14 protein-coding genes are annotated in these 15,728 nt (G+C 62.7%); 6 read left to right on the top strand and 8 right to left on the bottom strand.

Annotated elements, in window-relative coordinates; genetic code table 11:
• Positions 1-9: 9 nt before the first annotated feature.
• Genes ABLV49_RS18015 through ABLV49_RS18005 form a run of 3 tightly spaced genes read right to left on the bottom strand, consistent with a single transcriptional unit; the run spans position 10 to position 2,562 of the window.
• A complete protein-coding gene (locus ABLV49_RS18015; protein ID WP_349278600.1) occupies positions 10-987 on the bottom strand; it encodes a Bug family tripartite tricarboxylate transporter substrate binding protein in 978 nt (325 codons plus the stop codon).
• A 31-nt stretch (positions 988-1,018) separates the two neighbouring features.
• Positions 1,019-1,657, bottom strand: coding sequence for a 4-carboxy-4-hydroxy-2-oxoadipate aldolase/oxaloacetate decarboxylase (locus ABLV49_RS18010; protein ID WP_349278598.1), 639 nt, complete (start codon positions 1,655-1,657; stop codon positions 1,019-1,021).
• Positions 1,658-1,695: 38 nt separating this feature from the next.
• Complete coding sequence (locus tag ABLV49_RS18005; RefSeq protein ID WP_349278597.1) at positions 1,696-2,562, bottom strand: NAD(P)-dependent oxidoreductase; 867 nt, start codon at positions 2,560-2,562, stop codon at positions 1,696-1,698.
• A 200-nt stretch (positions 2,563-2,762) separates the two neighbouring features.
• Between ABLV49_RS18005 and ABLV49_RS18000 the strand changes: the two genes are divergently transcribed.
• Complete coding sequence (locus ABLV49_RS18000) at positions 2,763-3,425, top strand: GntR family transcriptional regulator (RefSeq protein ID WP_011800021.1); 663 nt, start codon at positions 2,763-2,765, stop codon at positions 3,423-3,425.
• A gap of 31 nt (positions 3,426-3,456) precedes the next feature.
• Here ABLV49_RS18000 and ABLV49_RS17995 read toward each other — a convergent pair whose 3' ends face one another.
• The 3 genes from ABLV49_RS17995 to ABLV49_RS17985 all read right to left on the bottom strand — a co-directional run bounded on the left by ABLV49_RS17995 (position 3,457) and on the right by ABLV49_RS17985 (position 6,115).
• Positions 3,457-3,924: a MarR family winged helix-turn-helix transcriptional regulator gene (locus tag ABLV49_RS17995; protein WP_349278595.1), complete on the bottom strand. Its 468-nt coding sequence runs from the start codon at positions 3,922-3,924 to the stop codon at positions 3,457-3,459.
• A 147-nt stretch (positions 3,925-4,071) separates the two neighbouring features.
• Positions 4,072-5,061 carry a Bug family tripartite tricarboxylate transporter substrate binding protein gene (locus tag ABLV49_RS17990; protein ID WP_349278593.1) on the bottom strand — a complete coding sequence of 330 codons (990 nt, stop codon included), beginning with the start codon at positions 5,059-5,061 and terminating at the stop codon, positions 4,072-4,074.
• 271 nt (positions 5,062-5,332) lie between these two features.
• A complete protein-coding gene (locus ABLV49_RS17985) occupies positions 5,333-6,115 on the bottom strand; it encodes a crotonase/enoyl-CoA hydratase family protein (RefSeq protein ID WP_349278591.1) in 783 nt (260 codons plus the stop codon).
• Between the two features lie 150 nt (positions 6,116-6,265).
• On the opposite strand from ABLV49_RS17985, the gene ABLV49_RS17980 reads away from it, so the two are divergent.
• The gene (locus tag ABLV49_RS17980; RefSeq protein WP_011800025.1) at positions 6,266-7,141 is read left to right on the top strand and encodes a 4-hydroxyphenyl-beta-ketoacyl-CoA hydrolase; all 876 of its coding nucleotides are present in this window, start codon (positions 6,266-6,268) and stop codon (positions 7,139-7,141) included.
• A gap of 65 nt (positions 7,142-7,206) precedes the next feature.
• On the opposite strand, the gene ABLV49_RS17975 is transcribed toward ABLV49_RS17980, so the two are convergent.
• A complete protein-coding gene (locus ABLV49_RS17975) occupies positions 7,207-8,253 on the bottom strand; it encodes a helix-turn-helix domain-containing protein (RefSeq protein WP_349278589.1) in 1,047 nt (348 codons plus the stop codon).
• 298 nt (positions 8,254-8,551) lie between these two features.
• Here ABLV49_RS17975 and ABLV49_RS17970 point away from each other — a divergent pair, with 298 nt between their 5' ends.
• The 4 genes from ABLV49_RS17970 (at position 8,552) to ABLV49_RS17955 (ending at position 13,926) form a co-directional block, all read left to right on the top strand.
• Complete coding sequence (locus ABLV49_RS17970; protein WP_349278587.1) at positions 8,552-9,544, top strand: SphA family protein; 993 nt, start codon at positions 8,552-8,554, stop codon at positions 9,542-9,544.
• 51 nt (positions 9,545-9,595) lie between these two features.
• Positions 9,596-10,858 (top strand): MFS transporter, encoded by a 1,263-nt coding sequence (locus ABLV49_RS17965; RefSeq protein ID WP_349278585.1) that lies wholly within the window; start codon positions 9,596-9,598, stop codon positions 10,856-10,858.
• A gap of 100 nt (positions 10,859-10,958) precedes the next feature.
• Complete coding sequence (locus ABLV49_RS17960) at positions 10,959-12,401, top strand: aldehyde dehydrogenase (RefSeq protein WP_349278583.1); 1,443 nt, start codon at positions 10,959-10,961, stop codon at positions 12,399-12,401.
• 79 nt (positions 12,402-12,480) lie between these two features.
• Entirely contained in the window at positions 12,481-13,926 is a 1,446-nt protein-coding gene (locus ABLV49_RS17955) for a carotenoid oxygenase family protein (protein ID WP_349278581.1), read from the top strand.
• A gap of 187 nt (positions 13,927-14,113) precedes the next feature.
• Here ABLV49_RS17955 and ABLV49_RS17950 read toward each other — a convergent pair whose 3' ends face one another.
• A complete protein-coding gene (locus ABLV49_RS17950; protein WP_349278579.1) occupies positions 14,114-15,316 on the bottom strand; it encodes an ABC transporter substrate-binding protein in 1,203 nt (400 codons plus the stop codon).
• Between the last annotated feature and the right edge of the window lie 412 nt (positions 15,317-15,728).

The raw sequence follows: 15,728 nt of genomic DNA, 5'->3' as shown, positions 1-15,728 counted from the left end.
TCATCCAGGTCAGTCCGCCTTGGCCCCGGTGTCGCGAATCACGCGGGCCCATCGATCACCCTCCTGCTTCATGTAGTCGGCATACTCCTTCTGCGTACCGCCCAGGACGATTGAGCCTTGCGCCGTCAACCTGTCGCGCATGGCCTTGTCCTTGAGCGAGTTCTCAAGCGCAGCCTTCACCTTGCCGAGCACGTCGGCGGGCGTCCCCTTGGGAAGCATCAGGCCCTGCCACGCGCCCATGTCCATGGTGGTCTTGCCCGTGGCTTCCCGAAGGGTCGGAACGTCGGGCAAGAGCGCGGACCGCTTGTCGTTCGTCACGGCCAGGGCGCGCAGCGTGCCGCCCTTGATGTGCGTCATGACCTCGTTGATCGGAAGGAACATGAACTGGGTCACCCCACCCAGCAGATCCACGACGGCCGGCGCGCTCCCCTTGTAGGCGACGTGCGTCGCCTGAATGCCGGTTTCCTTGGTGAACAACGCGCCGCCCAGGTGCAGCAGAGCGCCGGCGCCGGACGACCCGTAGTTGAGCCTGTTCGGATTCGCCTTGCCGTAGGCCACCAACTCCGCAACCGTCTTGGCCGGCACGTTCGGGTTCACGACGAGCACCAGTGGAATCGTGGCGGTCAGTGAGACGGGCGTGAAGTCGTTGTAGGGATCGAATCCCGGCTTCGAATACAGCGACGGCGCCAGGACCACGGCTGAAGTCGCATAGAAGAAGGTGTAGCCATCCGGCGCGGCACGCTTGACTTCAACGGCACCGAGGTTGCCGCCCGCACCCCCCTTGTTGTCCACGACGATGGTTCCACCGAGTTCCTTGCCGAGTTGCTGCCCGACGATGCGGGCGTTGATGTCGGCCGAGCCGCCTGCCGCGAAACCGACCACCATGCGGATCGGTTTGGACGGGTAGGCATCGGCGGCATGCGCCGTCGCGAATGTGAAAGCCAGTGCGGCGGCGATGACTGCCGGTGCGTTGAGTAGATTGCGCATATAGATGTCTCCGGGTTGCAGGGGTTCAGGTTCAGACGAGGCCGAAGCGCGCCAGCGTGTCCGTCAGGTTGAGCAGTTCAGCGGTCGTGGCGCCTTCATCGATTGCCTTGCGCTGCTTTTCTTCCTTTTCTTCGCGGGCCAGGCTGCTTGAGATGGCCGTCGCGACTTCGCCCTGGGCGACCACCACCAAGCCGTCGCGGTCGCCGACGATGATGTCGCCAGGATTGATCAACACGTCGCCCACCATGATCGGGACGTTGACCTTGCCGGGCTGGTTCTTGCCCGTGCCCTTGATGGACAGCCCACGGCAGAACACGGGAAACCCGAGGCCGATGATCAGATTGGCGTCGCGCACGCAGCCGTTGATCACCAGGCCGGCGATGCCGAGCTTCATCGCCTGGAGGGTCAGCACATCGCCCCATGGACCAGCTTCCATGAAGCCCTTGGCATCGACAACCAGCACGTCGCCGCGCCTGGCCTTCTGCACGGCGTAGTGAAGGATCAGGTTGTCGCCAGGGCGGGCATCGACCGTCAGGGCCGGGCCAGCCAGCCGGGTCGTCGGATCGATGGGCTTCATGCCGCTGTCGAGCGCGCCCTTGGCGCCCTGCGCCTCATAGACGGTGGCTGCGCCAAGGTCGCGCAGTTGAGTGATTTGTTCGCTGGTGGTCATGATGCTTTCCAGATAAAGTGAAGAAAAAGTGCGATGGGTCAGGCCTGATCGGCGGTGGAGGCAAGCCATTGCAGGGCTTGGTCGATGCTGGGTTCTGCAAGCGCCAGCGGGTGCTTTTTGAGCGCGCTGGCGGTGATGCGAAAGCGCTGTTCGACGCCCGGCAAGACGACCGACGCCAGTCCTTGCGAGGCGAGTTCGCTTTGCGCGTCGTGGACTTCATGAGCCCGCCGCCCGGCGTGGATGACATGGGTGCGAACCAGCATGTCGATGAAAGAGCGCAGCGGGGTTTGGTCGATGTCGCTCAGTTGCTCATAGAGCTGTTCGCGCACCCCCTGCTTTTCGGCGCTCATGAGCAGTTCGACGCAAAGCGCCTCCATGCCCTTGGTGAAGACGCTGCGCAGGATCTTGAGCGAGATGGCATCGCCCGCAGCGCCACCGGCGATGACCTGCACGCGGCCGCCGGCGCGCTCAATGAGTCCCTTGAATTCTTCTGCGCCCTTGCCCGAGGCCAGAAGCGGCGTGCGTACCAGGTTCAGCGAGATCGCCCCCATGATGGCCGTGTCCACGTATCCGACGTCGTGCCCGGAGGCAGCAAGCGCGGCATCGCGTTTGGCTTGCGGACTTGCCGTGGTCAGGTCGGCAATGACTGCGCCCCTGGCGAGCAAAGGCGCCAGCCCCTTGACCACTTCGAGCGCGACCGCGCCCGTCACGCACGACAGCACCCACTGGGCGCCCGCGAGCCATGGGCCGGGCTTGTCGTGAATGGGCAAGCCCAAGGAAGACGCAAGGGCGGTCGCCGCCGGCGACGGGCGTGCCTCGCACAAGCTCAGTTCAAAACCAGCCGCCTGAAGTGGCGCTGCGTAGCAACGGCCGACTTCGCCCAAACCAATGATTGCGATGTGCATGTCTGAAGTCCTTTCGATGGCTTGATAGTACAAATAAAATACAAAACAAACAATATGATTCAGGGTAAACACCTACAAAACCCTTTAATTTTTCCCTGAGTAGTACATTATTTGTACATTATTGTTTTCTGAATGTTTCCCTGGAAGGCATGGAAAATACCCCGCCCTACAATCAGCCTCACACTTACACACACGGTCAGATGCAGCACGCAAGAAACACGGCCTACGAAGTCCTGAGGCAACGCCTGGTCGGTGGCCACTACAGCCCTGGATCGCAACTCAAAGAGGAGCCGCTGGCGCGGGAACTGGGGGTGAGTCGCACACCGGTGCGGACCGCGCTCAAGCGATTGGTTGAGGAAGGTCTCGCCACCGATGCCATCGGGCAAGGCATCCATGTCGCCAAGTGGAGCGAATGGGATATCGAAGAGACGTTTCAGCTGCGGATGCTGCTCGAACCCTATGCTTCGTACCTGGCGGCTACGCGCGGGGGCGACGAGCTTGTCGGCCGGCTTGAGTCGAGCAATGAGGAGATGGCCGCCGCCATCAAGGCGGGAGGGGACGATGCCATCGCCAGGGTTCAAGAGGCCAATCGCAGCTTTCACCGGGCGTTGCTCGATGCTGCGGGATCGCCGCGCTTGCGCTCGATGCTCGACACCATCATCGACATGCCGATCCTCGTGCGCTCGTTCTACCTCTACACGCCTGCAGAACTGGAGCAGAGCCTTCACCATCATCGCGACCTGACCCTTGCGGTAGCGGCGCGCGACGGCGAACTCGCGCGCCAGGTCATGCAGCTGCACTTGCGGATGTCCTATCACCGATTCATGCAGCATCGCAGCGAGTACGCTCGCAGCCGCCGCTAACAGCCCGACCGTCGTTACTTCGGCGGCGCCTTTACTGGTAAATCTTCTGCAGCAGCCGCATCAGGGTCTTGCGCTCTGACGGGGTGAGCCGGGCGGCGGCTTCTGTTTCCAGCGCGGCGGCGGTCTGCTCGGCCTGCCGGGCCAGCTCGACGCCCTGGGCGCTCAGGTGCAGGCCGGCGGCGCGGCGGTCGTGGGGGTGCGGGCGGCGTTCGATCAGTTCGCGTTTTTCCAGCGAAGCAATCAGGCCCACCAGGTTGGGCGGCAGGATGCCCAGGGTGGCGCAGAGCTGGCGCGAGGTGATACCCGGGTTGTGCGCAATCAGCGACAGCATCGAAAAATCGACGATGCGCAAGTCATACGGTGCCATGCGCACCATGAACACTTCAACAATCGCCAGCGACGCGCGGCGGGCGTTGTAGCCAATCAGGCTTTCGAGGAAACCCGTGTCCACCGTCTCGACGGCGGGGTTGGGAGGGGCGGACTTGCGGGAACTGGGCATGGCGGCATTGTGCCGCCATCCGTGGACGCTGAAGAACTGCAGGCATTCGCTGGCAAGGCCGGGCTGACGGGAGATCGATAATTTGCTATGAAATAAGGAGCTGCTTGCGCATATAGGTATTGCGCAAACGGCACTTTTTGCTTGGAATCAGGACTCTGCGGTGAAGCCGGTCTGCTTGACCAGCGGCCCCCAGCGTTCGAACTCGGCCTTTTGCGACTTGGCCATTTCCTCGGGCGTGGAGCCATGCGCGATCAGGCCGACCATCGCCAGGCTGTCGAGCACCACTTTTTCTTTCAGCGCCTGGTTGATGGCCGCCGAGGCACTGGCGATCACCGGGGCCGGCGTTTTGGCCGGGGCATAAAAGCCGAACCATTCCTCGACCGTCAGGTCGCCAAAGCCCTGCTCCGCGAACGTGGGCACATTCGGCGAATACGGCGAGCGCTGCGGCCCGGACGTGGCCAGCACGCGCAGCTTGCCGGCCTTGGCGTAGCTGAGGTAGTCGCCGCTCGGGTTCATGGTCGAGGCGATCTGGCCGCCCACCAGGTCGGTGATGCCGGGCACCGTGCCCCGGTAAGGCACATGCTTGAGGTCCACCCCCGAACGCAGGCCGAGCAGCGCGCCCAGCAGGTGCGGCATGGAGCCGGCGCCCGGCGAGCCATAGCTGGCCTGGCCGGGGTTGGCCTTGGCCCAGGCCAGGAAGTCCTTCAGCGTCTTGACCTGCGCCGGCACCATCGGGCCGACGGCCAGGCCGTGGTGCATGATCGCGCCGATCGACACCTGCGCGAAATCCGTCGGCGCGTAGCTCAACTTGCTGTAGATGTGCGGGTACACCGACAGCGCCGACACCGGCGCCAGCGCCAGCACCGAGCCGTCGGCCGGGGCGGACTTCAGCGTCTCCAGGGCGATGCGCCCGCCCGCGCCGGGCTTGTTCTCGACGACTGCGGCATTCCTGGTGTAGGCCGAGCCGGCCAGTTTCTCGCCCACGCGGCGGGCCACGCTGTCGCCGGCGCTGCCGGGCGGAAAGCCGTAGAGGATCTTGACCTGCTCCAGCCCCTGCGCGCGGGCGACCAGGGGCGACAGGGCGGCCAGCGCGGCGGCGCTGCCGAGCGTCTGGATGAAGTGGCGGCGATGGTTCATATTCATGCTCCTTGGTTGATAGCTGCTGACGTAACAGGGGTAAGCGCAAAAGGTCGTTTTGAAGGTGTTTTCATGCGGGGCCGGATCATAGGCGCGGCCTAGGCCGACGTGGCTTTCCTTCGGGGCGTCAGTTCGGCTTGAGCGTGAAGGGCAGGGTGCCGGTGTGCAGGGCTTCGGCCAGCCCGGCCCGGTGCTTGAGTTGGGGCGGCCGTTGTCTCTTGCATGGGGTGGTTCTCGGTGCCGGGTGAAAGGTCAAAAAGCGAAAAGCCGGTCAGTCTTTGCTGACTTTTTCGGCCTTGCCGTCAAGGAAGGCGCGCACGCGCTGCTTGGCTTCGGGCGCGCTCTGGGCAATGGCGGCCATCAGCGCCTCGGTCATGTAGCCCTGGTCGGCCGGCTGCTCGGCGATGCGCGGCAGGGCGTGCACCAGCGCGTAGTTGGTCAGCGGCGCGTTTTGCGCGATGCGTTTGGCCAGCTCCAGCGCCTTGTCGAAGGCGGTTCCGGCGGGCACCAGGTACTGCGCCAGGCCGATGCGTTCGCCGTCCTGCGCGTTGTAGACGCGGCCGGTCAGCATCATGTCGGTCATGCGCGCCGCGCCAATCAGGCGCGGAATGCGCACCGCGCCGCCGCCGCCCACAAAAATGCCGCGCGAGCCTTCGGGCAGCGCGTAGAAGGTGGTTTCGTCGGCCACGCGGATGTGGCAGGCGCTGGCCAGCTCCAGCCCGCCGCCGACCACCGCGCCGTGCAGCGCGGCCACCACCGGCACCGGGCCGTACTGCACCCGCTCCAGCGCGGCGTGCCACATGCGCGAGTGGTGCAGGCCGGCGCCGGCATCGCGCTCCTTGAGTTCGCTCAGGTCCAGGCCGGCGCAGAAATGCGGGCCTTCGCCGTCGATCACCGCGGCGCGCACGCTGGCAGGCAACTGCTCGAAGATGTTGCGCAGCGCCAGCACCAGGCCGTCGGACAGTGCGTTGCGTTTGGCGCCGCGCGTCAGGCGGACCACGGCGACTTCTTTTTCGTCGCCGCAAATGTCAAGTTGAATGTCTGGATGGGTCATGGTTGATTTTCCTCGTTGGATCGATTATGGTTATGAACTATAACCAATTCAAGCGAGTTGCAGCGTCTTTTGATTGGTATTTACCCCTAGCCTTGGCCGGCGCCGGACCGGCCCACACTTCACTTCAACGCACTTCAACGGAGACGGAAAATGGACTTTGACAAGCTGATCGCAATCGACATGCACACCCACGCCGAGGTGAGCTGCTGGAACCCTTTCGACAACTACGGCGAGGAATACGACCGCGCCGCCGACAAGTACTTTCACAACAGCCGCCGGCCGACGATTGAAGAGACGATTGCCTACTACCGCGAGCGCAACATCGGCCTGGTGATGTTCACGGTGGACGCCGAGACGCAGATGGGCCGCCGGCGCATTCCCAATGAGGAAATCGCCGAGGCTGCGCAAAAGAACAGCGACATGATGATGGCCTTCGCCAGCATCGACCCGCACAAGGGCAAGATGGGCGCGCGCGAGGCCGAGCGGCTGATCAAGGAAAACGGTGTCAGGGGCTTCAAGTTCCACCCCACGGTGCAGGGCTACCACCCCTACGACAAGATGGCTTGGCCGATCTACGAGGTGATCAACGCCTACAAGCTGCCGGCCATCTTCCACACCGGCCACAGCGGCATCGGCAGCGGCATGCGCTGCGGCGGCGGCCTGCGGCTCGAATACAGCAACCCCATGCACCTGGACGACGTGGCCATCGACTTCCCCGACATGCAGATCGTCATGGCGCACCCGAGCTTTCCGTGGCAGGACGAGGCGCTGAGCGTGGCCACGCACAAGCCCAACGTCTGGATCGACCTCTCGGGCTGGAGCCCCAAGTATTTCCCCAAGCAGCTGGTGCAGTACGCCAACACGCTGCTGAAAGACCGGATTCTGTTCGGCTCGGACTACCCGCTGATCACGCCGGACCGCTGGATGAAGGATTTCGAGAACGCCGGCTTCAAGCCCGAGGTGATGCCCGGCATCCTGAAGGGCAATGCCATGCGCCTGCTGGGCATCGGGCAGACTCCCGCCTGAAGCCGGCCCTCACGAAAAACGCCGGGGCACAGGTCCCGGCGATGTTTTTTGGCAAAACTGGCCGCTCAGCTTGCCTTTGGGCGGTCGGGTTCTGGAACTACCCCCGACCAGGCTGCCAGCCAGTCAGCGTGTTGGCCTCCGGCCCTGTAGCTGCGTGGCGACACGCCCAGGGTGCTCCTGAACACCCGGCTGAAATGCGACGAGCTTGAAAATCCCCAGGACAGGGCGATGTCGGTGATGGAGCGGTGCATTTCCTGCGGGTTTTTCAGCGCGGCGGCGCACTGAACCACACGGCGCTGCCAGAGATAACTCGAAACCGAGCCGGTAGGGTCACTGGAAAAGGCGCGGTGAACACTGCGCGCCGACATGCGGCAGCCCTGGGCTATCGTATCAACCGACAGATCAGGCTCGGCCAGCCGCGTTTCAATCCAGGCCTTGAGCCGGCTGCATTGGGTGTCGCGCAGCAGGATCGGAGCAGGTGCCTCAAGTTGTTCTTGCAGCGCATTCCACGCAGTCGCCGTCAGGGCGCTGGCCAGTGATCCGGCGCTGTAGGGCGCCAAGTGGTGGATCTGGCCCATCACTTCGCTCACCATGGCCTGCAGAATGCGCGCCGCGCCGGTCTTGCCATCGCAGCGCTGCGCCGCGCCACGTGCGATCAGGTCGCCCAGCCCCGAATCGGCCGGCCGCTGGATGGTCATGATGATCTGCTCGCAGCCCGATGCGCTGTTCCAGCCGAACGGCCGGTACGTGTCCAGCACGCACCAGTCGCCGGGGCTGAGCATGCCGCTGCGTTCGCGCTGCTCGAAGTAACTGGAGTTCTTGACCTGGATGACGAGGATCAGCGGGCTGGCGGCATGTGAAGCGCCTTCACGCAGGGCGCGCTGAAAACGGTGCGGGCTGGCAGTCATGCGGCACAGGCCGGTGCCAGCCAGGTCACCATAGTCGATGCGGCCGCTGAAGGCCTGTCCGCCCACCGGCTGGAGGTGCATGACCTCCTGATGGCGCAGCTCGGCCGGCATGCGGCCGATGCCGGTATGCACTGCGTCCTCCCACATCAGCGCCGAGCTGGCGGAGATACAGCCATCAAGGGAAGCCATGGAACGTGACATCATGTTTAAGCCTTTGTTGTCTCTTCATCTCTTTTTAGCGCTCGCGTGCTGTGCTGGCAGCGCATATTAGGATGGTTCGCATGGCTGGCACAAGTGACTTTCTCATCGGGTGAGATTGAAGTCTGAAATGAAGCCGGACCGTCGCCAGGCCAGCTACGGGTTAGCCCTGACGATGGCGCGACACATCCGGTCAAGTGTGTCATGGCCGGGCAAGTCCGAAAGCGGCCCGGCTTTTACGCTTCATGCCATCTGCCGCACCACACTTTCGCACGGTGCAGGTAGCCCATGGAGACAACTCAAAATGAAATCACACCTCGCACCACGCAGCTTGGCCAGGCTTGCCGGCACTGCTTTTGTGACCCTGCTGGCCGGCCACGCCATGGGCCAGTCGCCAGCGGTGAGCCAGCCGGGCGGACTGAATCTGGGGAACACCAGCTTCTACGACGGCTTTTCAGGCCCTCCAGGCTGGACCTGGTTAAGCACGGTCCGGCATTCGAGCGCCAACAAAATTGTGGACTCCAACGGCAACGCCAGCCCGGTGTTCACGGATCCCAAAATCAGCAGCACGGTTTTTCTCAACCAGATCACCTATGCCTTGCCAACGTCGATTGGCGGCTGGCGGCCGGCCCTCATGGCGATCCTGCCGGTGGTGGCGCTGGACACCAGTTTTGGCCCGGGGCCATCGCTCAAGGACGGCGGCACCGGTGCCGGCGACATCACGCTGGAAGCCTCGCTGCAGGCCGAACCCGTCATGAACGCAGGGGGTGCGCCGGTCTTTGTGCAGCGCCTCGCAGCTGCAGCCATTCTCCCCACCGGTCGCTACGACCAGAACGTGGACATCAACCAGGGTTCCGGCTATGCGTCGTTCAACCCGTACTGGGCGGCAAGCTTTTTTCCTGCACCGCGCTGGGAAACCAGCTGGCGCCTGCACTACCTCTACAACTTCAAAAACAACAAACCCGCCTCCAGCGCACCCCGGCCATTCAACGGCCAGCCAGTCAGCACCACGCAGGCTGGCGACGCGGCCTGGGTCAACTTCGCCACATCGTATTCCGTCACGCCTGACGTCAGCGTTGGCATCAATGGTTATTACTTCCAGCAGCTGTCGGACAGCCGGGCCAACGGCACACGGCTGGCCGATTCACGCGAGCGGGTACTGGGCATAGGGCCGGGAATGATGTGGCGCATCAGCCCGAAAAAAGCCTTGTGGATCAACGCCTACACCGAAAGCATGGTGCGCAACCGGGCGGCCTCGCCACTGAGCTTGCAGGCACGCATGGTCATTAATTTTTAAGCGTGCAAAACCATCGCATCAACCCGACCAACCAGCGCCCACAAGACCACCATGACAAACAGCTCGTCCTTGCACACACCGCCTCCTGACCCGGCCCAGTCGCCTCCGCATGAGTTGCAGACACTCGGGCTGATGGCGTTTGGTTTTGCGCTGGTCAACCTTGACCGGTTCATCATGTACCCGCTGTTTCCAGTCATGGCCAGGGAACTTGGCCTGGACTACCAGGACATTGGCCTGATCTCGGCGGCTGTAGCGCTCACCTGGGGCTTGTCGTCCATGGTGTTCGGCCGACTGTCGGACCGGCTCGGAAGACGCGGCATCCTGATCACCTCGGTGCTTGTCTTTTCGATACTGTGTGGCGCTACCGGCCTGGCCATGGGCCTGGGCAGCCTGTTGCTGATCCGGGCGGTAATGGGCGTATTCGAGGGCGCTTTTGTGCCGGCCAGCATCGCCGCTGTGGTCGATAGCAGCCCTGCGGGGCGCGTTGGCCGCAACACCGGCCTTCAGCAGCTGATGGCGCCGCTGGTCGGCAGTGCCCTGGCGCCAGTGCTGGCCATCCTGCTTTTGCAGGTGCTTCCCTCCTGGCGCTGGGTGTTTGTCGTCACCGCACTGCCAGGCCTGCTTTGCGCCTGGCTCATCTTCCGCAAGCTTGCCGAACCCGGACGCTCCCAACCCTCACCAGGCCAGGCACCAGCCCTTCAGGCACCACTGCGCACGGTGCTGGCCTGCCCGAATGTCGCCTTATGCAGCGTCGGGTTCTGTTTCTGGCTGGCACCGATAGTGATTTTTGGCTCGCTGATGCCCAGCTACCTGTCCGATCATCTCCATCTGGAACTCGGGCAGATGGGGCTGGTGATGTCCTCGCTTGGGGTGGGCGGCGCAGCAGGCATGCTGGTGTTTCCGGCACTGTCGGATCGCTGGGGTCGCAAAAAAATGATGGTGACCTGTCTGGTCATGGCCATGCTGCCGACCTGGCTGCTGATGCAGACAGGCGCTGAACCGCTGCGTCTGTCGCTGCTGATGTTCCTGGCTTCGGCCTTCATTTCCGGCGTCATCGCCATGGTGCATTCAGTCACGGCCGACAACGTGCCGGCGCAGCATGTCTCGACCGCCACCGGCTTCATCATCGGTGCCGGCGAGATTGTGGGTGGCGCCATCGCGCCGGCCATTGCCGGCGGGCTGGCCAAGGCCATGGGCATTGCTGCGATCCTGCCCTTTGCCCTGGGCTGCATGGCAACAGGACTGCTGCTGGCAATCATGCTTCGCAGCCCCCGACACAGCCCCATTGCACAGGGAGCCGCCATGCAGAAATGAGTGATGCCGCACCCGCGTTGCTGCCTCAAAAAAGATAAATCGTCTTGTCCTGCCCATCCTATTCCGCGCCTACAGCGCATTGACCCCCAGAACCTTTGTCATGACTACCATTCATTTGCATATCAACAGCGAAAACATCGCAGCCCAGGACGGCCGCACTTTCGAGCGCCGCAACCCGGTCACCGGCCAGCTTGTGTCCACGGCCGCCGCCGCTTCGCCGCAGGATGCCCTGCAAGCCGTCGAGGCGGCCAGCCGCGCCTTTGCCGCCTGGTCGGCCACCGGCCCCAGCGAACGCCGGGCACTGCTGAACAAGGCAGCCGACGAGCTGCAGGCCGCAGCGCCCGCGTTCATCAAAGCCATGATGGAAGAAACCGGTGCCAGCGCCTTGTGGTCCGGCTTCAACGTCATGGCTGCCGTCGGCACTTTGCGGGAGGCTGCGGCCATCACCACGCAAATCGCCGGTGAAGTGATTCCGTCCGATGTCCCCGGCAATGTCTCCATGGCCCTGCGCCAGGCAGCCGGCGTGGTGCTGGGCATCGCCCCCTGGAACGCACCCGTCATCCTGGGCGTGCGCGCCATCGCCGTTCCGCTGGCCTGTGGCAACACGGTCATCCTGAAGGGTTCCGAACTCTGTCCGGCCACGCACCGGATGATCGTTGATGCGTTCGAGCGGGCCGGTTTTCCGGCTGGCGTGGTGAATTTCATCACCCATGCACCCGAAGACGCTGGCGCCGTGGTCGAGGCCATGGTTGCGCACAAGGCGGTGCGGCGCGTCAACTTCACCGGCTCGACCAAAGTCGGCAAGATCATCGCGCTGCTGTGCGCCCAGCACCTCAAACCGGCCCTGCTGGAACTCGGCGGAAAGGCGCCGTTTGTGGTGCTGGACGATGCCGACCTCGACCAGGCCGCCGATGCTGCGGCGTTTGGCGCCTTTTTGCATTCAGGCCAGATCTGCATGTCCACCGAACGCCTCATCGTGGACGAGGCCGTGGCCGATGAATTTGTCAAACGGCTGGCGGCAAGGGCGAGCAAGCTGCAGCCCGGCACCGGTGATTCACCGATTGCCTCGGTCATAGACATGGCAACCGTACACCGCTGCAACGCACTGATTGACGATGCGCTGGCCAAAGGCGCCACGCTGCTGTGCGGCGGCAAGGCCTCCAATACCCTGATGGCCCCGACCCTGCTGGACCATGTGACACCGGCCATGAAAATCTACCGCGAAGAATCCTTCGGCCCGGTCAAGGGCATCGTGCGGGTCAGCGGCGCAGATGAGGCTGTTCGCTGCGCCAATGACAACGACTACGGCCTGTCGTCCGCCGTCTTCAGCCGCGACACGGCCCGCGCCCTGGGCATTGCCCAGCGCATCGAATCGGGCATTTGCCACATCAACGGGCCGACGGTGCATGACGAGCCGCAGATGCACTTTGGCGGCGTCAAAAACAGCGGCATCGGCCACTTCGGCGGCCAGTCAGGCATAGCCGCCTTCACCGACCTGCGCTGGGTCACGCTGCAGACCTCGCCGCGCCACTATCCGTTCTGAACCCTCATTCATTCCCCTTATTCACGCATCCCGCCCACGCCGGGCGGCGCCCATTTTTCAAACAGGAGAAAACCCCATCATGTGGACCACCCAGAACCCTTTCCTCCAGGGGCCATACGAGCCCTTGCTCAATGAATATGTGATTGCCGACCTGCATGTCGAAGGCGAAATCCCGCGCGAGCTGAACGGCGCGCTGTACCGCACCGGCTCCAACCAGCATTTCCGTCCGCTGGATGTGGACCACTTTCACTGGTTTGACGGCGACGGCATGGTGCATGCGTTCCGGCTCAAGGATGGCCGGGCCAGTTACTGCAACCGCCTGGTGGAAACCGATGGCCTGAAGGTCGAGCGCGCAGCGGGGCGCGCACTCTACAACGGCATCAGCGGCCACTCGTCCGTGCCGCAGCAAGCCTTGCCCGAAGGCGCGCCCCCCATCAAGTCGGTTGCCGGCATCAATGTCATTTCCGTTGGCGGCCGTGTGATGACCATGCACGAGGTTGATAATTTTTATTGGGAGCTTGACGCCCACAACCTCAGGACGCTGGGCAAGTTCGACTTCGGCGACCAGCCCGGCGCCATGCTGACGGCGCATCCCCATACCGACTACCGTGCTGGCGAAATGCTGTTCTATACGCACGACAACGAAGCCCAGACACTGGAATGTTTCGCCACCGACATGCAGGGACAGGTGCTGTCGCGCCAACGCATTGCGCTGCCATTCAAGCCCTGGATCCATGACTTCATCTTCACGGAGAATTTTTACGTCTTCATCTTCGGACCGATACGTACCCGCCCTTTTGCGCCAGACCTGATTCCGATGGGGCGCAGCGCACTGAGTTTTGATCACGAAGCCACCACGCGGGTGCTGCTGGTCAACCGCCAGACCGGCCAGGGTCGCTGGTTTGGGACTGATGCGTCCTTCACCCTGGGTCACTACCTCAATGCCCACGAAGCAGCAGACAAGATCATCATTGATGCGTCGGTGACACGTACCCTCAGGCCCGGCTTTACAGGGCATGTCGAGGACTTTTATCCATTTCCGCTGATCAACGAACCCTCGCCGTTCTCCAACCCCGAGCTGCACCGCATCACCATCGATTTATCCACTGGCCAGGTTACCGACAGCCGCATCGGTGATTTCAATGCGGAGTTTGTGCGGCCCAACGAAACCATCATGGGCACGCCCCAGCGTTATGGCTACATGGCGGGCATCCATGCGCCCGGCCCGCAGACGCGCGGTTTCAACTGCCTCATCAAACACGATTACCTGACTGGCAACAGCAGCTTCCAGCATCTCTCGTCAGGCTACGACATGATTCCGGGCGAACCGATCTTTGTGCCCAAACCCGGCGCCATCGCTGAAGACGACGGCTGGATCATGGCCGTGTGGTGGGATCCGGTGCGCAACGCCAGCGAGATGGTGATCCATGAAGCCCGTGACCTGGACGGCGAGCCGGTGGCACGCATCAAGCTCGACCACCATGTACCGCTGGGCTTTCACGGCAACTGGATTGCAGACGTCTGAGTTTGAGGGCGGCCGGGCGTCAATCTGGCCGCCCGGCGCCTATTGCCAGAGCCGGGATGGCAGCGTCGCCCTGAAACCGGGCGGCGAATCAAATACTCCTGATTCAATAGCACTCTATGCCCGTAAACATTGCGCAACAGGCCTGTTTCTTATAAATTCCTCGAATTTGAAGGCATTCGGGCCAGTCTCACGGAGCAGACACAAGCACGCCGGGATAAAAAGGCTTGAGCCATTCATGGTGAGCGATGCGCCAGCGACCGTCGAGCAACTGCACCGGAATGGCCGCCCGGTTGGGATGATGCGCCCGGCCCTCGCCAAAGGAAAAAGGCATGCCAAGCATGGGGAGTTCGTAGGGTGGCATTTGCTGCAAGGCCCGGGTTACCGATTCGCGGGTAATCTCGCCCTTGATACTGCGCATCGCTTTCACCAGAATCTGCGCCGCCAGATAACCGCCCTGCGAAGAAGAAGTCAGGGAGACATGGTTGGCAATCATCAGGTTGCGCCAGTGACTCAACTGGCCGGAACGACTGGACCAGGGCTCGAACTCTGACATGGCATAGATGCCATTGCCATCGCGGCCCAATGTCTCGGCGGCCTGGCTTGTGTAGACCGCGCCCTGAAACACCAGGGGAATGTTGCCCGGCATCATTTTTTTTCCCACACGCGCAAAACGAATTGAAAAATTCTCTGGTCCGGCAAAGACAACCGCCTCGCAGCCCGCCTGGCTTGCCTTTTTAAAATAAGGCTCGGGGCTGTCCCCGGGCTGAATGTCGCGCTCGTCAAGCACCGGTTTGTTGCCCGTCTTTTCCGTCCATTCCTGCAAGACACCGTCCAGGGTCTTCTGCACATTGGCAGGTGTGCCAAGGCGCAACACGCACAGACGCTTTTTCTTGAGCTTGTCGGCGACATAGTGCATCGCCAGGGTGAGTTGCATGTAAGGCCCGGTATTGACGGGTGCAATCATCGGCGTGTTGAAACAATTGTTGTCCAGTCCGAGCCCCGGAACAGAGGCAAGGCCGGCCTGCTGGTAGGTGCGGGCATTGACTGAACACTCCAGAAAACTGGCCCCGCCAGCCAGCGCCACAACCTTTGCGCCGTTGATCAGCCGTGCCGCCGCCTCTGCCGCAACGGCGGGATTGCCGTGGTCGTCCTCCTGGATAAACACCAGTTTTCGCCTCTGGATGCCGCCTGTTGCGTTGACGCTGTCAAATACCGCCTTGGCGGCCAGCCCGGACGACGAAAAGTCGGCCGGCCCGGCCGTCAGCGTGCTGATCGCACCGATGTTGATCGGCGCCGGCTCCAGCGCTACGGCCGCGCTGCCAGCCTGTGCCCATGCAGAAGCGGCCAGCCCGGTCGCCACCAGGCCGTGCGAAATTTTTCGAATGCTCATGCCTGTCTCCTGGTGTTTTTAAATAACTTCACGGACCTGTTCGTGCCAGCCTTGATGCGGCCAAGGCCTGTGCTGCCGCCACATCACGGCAGACAACCCAAGCGTAGGATTGCGGCCTTGAAACAACTTGCACAGCCGCGACAGACTGTCCCGTGCGTGCCGTCTTTTTCTGGATATAAACCCCATGCCGGACGGATGTGCAGCGCTCGCCATCGCCGGTGCATCATTTTTTTCCAGCAACTGGGCAAACATTTCGCCCGTCAGGGCGCCCTGGTCAATGGCAAACCAGAGTCCGGCACTTGTCGGCCAAATTACTGTTATGAGTAAATCTCGCCGCAGTCTCACTTATTGAGACCGGCAATTGACTGGTCTTGGCGTGCGAACGATAGTTGGATCACTGTTTCACCCCATA

This window comes from Polaromonas hydrogenivorans (assembly GCF_040105105.1).
In the GTDB taxonomy this organism is placed as follows: Bacteria; Pseudomonadota; Gammaproteobacteria; order Burkholderiales; family Burkholderiaceae_C; genus Polaromonas; species Polaromonas hydrogenivorans.
The sequence above is the reverse complement of the archived record's forward strand: the minus strand, read 5'-3'. Positions and strand labels throughout refer to the sequence as shown.